The following is a 3,728-nucleotide window of genomic DNA, read 5'->3' as shown; positions in this document are numbered from 1 at the left end:
AACCGTTTTTATGGGTTGGCTTTGGCGATTAGATGGTGGTCATATTATTTTTATAGGGGGTGGTTATGGTTGCTGCTTGTAATTTATGGACCCCAGATGTCAGAAGTGATATCGTTAATCCTTATTCCAAGAGGGATGAGGCAATTGATGAGACAGGGACAGTTATTCATCGTGAAGAATATTATCTCAAAAATGAAGAACCCAAAGAAGGCACCGCTGAGTATAGCAAATGGCAAGAGGCAATGGAACAAGCTAAGGGTAAAGCCAAGGTTATTATAGCAAAACAACGCCACGGTCCGACAGGAATCGTCCCCCTTACATTTCAATCCGACTTTACATGCTTTAGTGATCTGGAAAAATAGGAGAAGAAAAACGCGTTAAAGGGAGCTTTAAATACTCTTTGAAAGGTCTTTGAAGACCCTTTAAGAACACCTTTGAAACTCTTTGAGAAAAAATAAATTGGTACAAAACCTGCTGGCAAGCTACAATAAGAAAAAAAGCATAAGCGATTGTACACAAGAATAAACGCTTTTTATGCATAGAAATGCTCATCAATATTTTTTTGATGAAAACAGAATAGCTTTTTGTTTCATTACTTTTTTATAATGCACAAAACATATGTGGCGCTGTTTATCTTACAGCGCCACATATGTTTTAAAAATAGAAATTAAAGACTTTTAAAACTGATAGCGTAATCCCCCAGAAACATTTATTCCAGAGAAGCCAGCTCTTTGGAGTTTATGTTGATAACTAACATCGGCATGAAGAGCAATATTCTGAGACAATTGCGCATTCACACCAAGTCCACCTTCAATGGAAGATTCCGCAGAATCAAGATGGAATGTGTCACCAACTTGTATTGTGCCATTATCGCCAAAAGCTTTCATAGCATTCAGCTTACCATAGAAGGAAAGAGCATAGTCTTTGTCAGCAGGTATTACCATTTGTGTTAAACGTCCACCTACACGCCCTAACCATTGGTGAGGATTGCCCATATTCACGTCAAAGCCGTCGATATCTGAGAAAGTACCAAGCATGAGACGTTGATAAACAAGCTGTGCTTGCGGTTCAAAGACCAATCCTTCCGTTCCGGTTGCCAATCTCTGTCCAATGGTAGCAGATGCACTCCATGTTTTTGTATGATCTAGTTTTGCGGTGTTTCCAATGAGAGCAGTGGTGATATTTCCCTTCAGAGCTCCATAGGAGAAGAGTGCATTGACATACATGCCATTGCTATGGTGGAGGCTCCCATAGGCGGCAAGGGAAAATTTATCCAATGTACTTTTTTCAGAGCCTTCCATATCTTTTGGGGTGAAAGCAAGTTTTCCATATGTTCCCAAAAAACCAAAATTTGTGATGGTATCTTGCTCTTCTATTGCTGCTAATGTCACGCCTGCTTGCAAGGCAGCATAGCGAATATCAGCTCCATAGCCATATTGCGATGGCTTGCGGCTAGAAAAGAATGTGCTCTTTTTTCCATAAGAAGAGAAGAAGATACCTTTGTTTTTACGCATTTCTAGTTCGACTGCTGATGTTCGCATATTGTCTAACAATGTATTTTGATTGTTCACATCAGCAAGTCCAGTGGAGAAGAGAGCGCTAGGCATGACCAAATAGCTTGCCACTTGTGGTACGAGAGCTCTGATTTTTGCCTCAGGATCAAGGGTTGCACTTTGCAAACGGAAATCCCAAAAATTCTCATTTTTTCCCAAGAGGTTTTGTGCAGTATTTGCTTTTCCACGGTTTGCTGTTGGGCCATAGGCAATCAGTGTATATTTATAAGGCATGCTCCCCATTGTGGTGTAGCCATTTGCAAGTTTGAAGGCGTTTTCCTCTGCTTTTCCAGAAACTTGAACGAGCGAAAGTCCGCGTGTGTTCAAGGGAATGGAATCTTCTGCTTGTGTGTTTTCATCGCTCAATAGGTTGTTAAAATGGATTGTTGTCGTGCCTGAGACATCACCATGAACGAGAAGACGGTCAGTTTTTTGATCAGCACTTTCTGCTCCATTACTCCATTGAGTATTAAAATAAATTTCTGCTTTGCCTGATGCATTGTAGACTGCTGTTGCCCCATTAGATTCTTGATTTCTCGGCGATTGAGGCTTTTCAGCTTGTGGTTGTTGTCCTATATGCAAGGTTTGATAACGGTATTCAGTCACCGCATTGGGTTTATCGAATATGATAGAACTGTCATTAAGGTTCAGTACTGAAATGCTGGATTGCGCTCGTTGATTAATGTCAAGTAGTGCGTAGTTAAGCAGTTTAGTGATGTCATCATTATCTACTTCGTTTTGACTAATCTTTAAATACCATTTGCTGTTGTTATTCAGAGTAAAAATTGTTGTGTTGGTTGGTAATGTTTTTGCTCTTCCTTCTAAAAACGAACCATCAGCAATTAATTTAAGCGTGACAGGATCAGTTCCTGGCATAGTTTTATTTTGCAATAATATATCAGCACGAATTTCTGAATTTTGAAGTCTAATCTCACCATTTGAGAATGGACCTAAAATACCAATACCATCTTTCACAAGTAGTTTTGTATTAGTAAGGATTGCTTGATTGACAACTTCTTCACCATCATTTTTTACAAATTTTGTGATAAAACCAAAGTTGATACCATAACTTTCATGGTTTCCTTTAACGGTTACCATTGAATCCTCAAGATTGATTACACCATTTGCAATTTCTAGACCTTTTATGAGTGTCTTTGCATTAACGTCTTTGGCATTAATACGTCCACCTTTTGTTGCATTAAATGAAACCATTTCTGAAGTCATTTCTGCTTTTTTAATCGTGACTACAGTTTTTGAGCCCTTCGCGTTCACAGTACTAATTCTATCACGGATAATAACGTTGTTAAAAGTTTTCTCTCCTTCTTGGACGTCAACTTTTTTGATTTCACTAGGGGGAGTATTCGCGTAAGCCGAATTGAAAGAAGAGAGAAGGAATGTTCCAGCAATTGTACACAATAAAAATTTTTTCTTATACATACTATATGTCCTTAATATTGATATGCCTTTGTTTCTTACTTTATTCCCCTAATGACGCAGTATCGGGGTTTATATCAATATGTTCTTATTGTAAAGAACAAAATAGGTTATTTGGTAGGGTTCTTTATCGCTTGAAATTTGCTTTAAAAATCTTGAAAATGGTTATGCAAATCATTGGAAAAAGCATTTCAAGAAATCAAGTTTGGTAGGTCTGTATTTTAAAAATGCGCAGATAACAAGGTTTTAAAGGATACTCTGTTGACCAAAATTTGTGGTCATGAAACACAACAGAGGCGAGGGGGAATATAGCTTTTAGCACGGATCAAAAGCTTTCAGCAGCTTTTTTTTGTATAGAAAAAAGAGAGAACAAATTCCATTATGTATTTTAAGCGTATCATCAAAGAGGCTAAAATACTTTTCTTTTTATTAATAAAAGGGGCAAGAAGGCTTTGATGAAGAAATTCAGATTTTAACATATACAAAGGGTGTATAATGTACTGCCTTTATATTGAGTGTATATTACACCTTACATTGTTTGTAATGCACAAAAGATATGCGGCGCTGTTTATCTTTCAGCGCCGCATATGTTTTAAAAATAGAAATTAAAGACTTTTAAAACTGATAACGTACTCCACCAGAAAAACTTGCTCCAGATATACCGGTTTTTTGAAGCTTTTGTTGATAATTGACATCACCATGAAGAGAGAAATTATGGGAGAGTTGCGCATTGATGCCAAC

Annotated in this window: 2 protein-coding genes and 1 pseudogene; 1 reads left to right on the top strand and 2 read right to left on the bottom strand. The window is 37.7% G+C overall.

Going from position 1 to position 3,728, the window contains the following annotated elements; genetic code table 11:
• Positions 1–164: 164 nt before the first annotated feature.
• Positions 165–362, top strand: a pseudogene (locus tag J7R10_RS07775) (DnaB-like helicase C-terminal domain-containing protein); the annotation flags it as partial.
• A 315-nt stretch (positions 363–677) separates the two neighbouring features.
• On the opposite strand, the gene J7R10_RS07770 reads toward J7R10_RS07775, so the two are convergent.
• Positions 678–2,990 carry an autotransporter family protein gene (locus J7R10_RS07770; RefSeq protein WP_010704745.1) on the bottom strand — a complete coding sequence of 771 codons (2,313 nt, stop codon included), beginning with the start codon at positions 2,988–2,990 and terminating at the stop codon, positions 678–680.
• Between the two features lie 612 nt (positions 2,991–3,602).
• On the bottom strand, positions 3,603–3,728 hold a 126-nt coding region (locus J7R10_RS10365), incomplete at its 5' end, for an autotransporter outer membrane beta-barrel domain-containing protein (RefSeq protein WP_425523343.1).

Origin of the sequence: Bartonella vinsonii subsp. berkhoffii ATCC 51672, from assembly GCF_902825225.1 — a bacterium.
Classification (GTDB): Bacteria; Pseudomonadota; Alphaproteobacteria; order Rhizobiales; family Rhizobiaceae; genus Bartonella; species Bartonella berkhoffii.
This window is presented reverse-complemented; position numbering and strand designations above follow the sequence as displayed.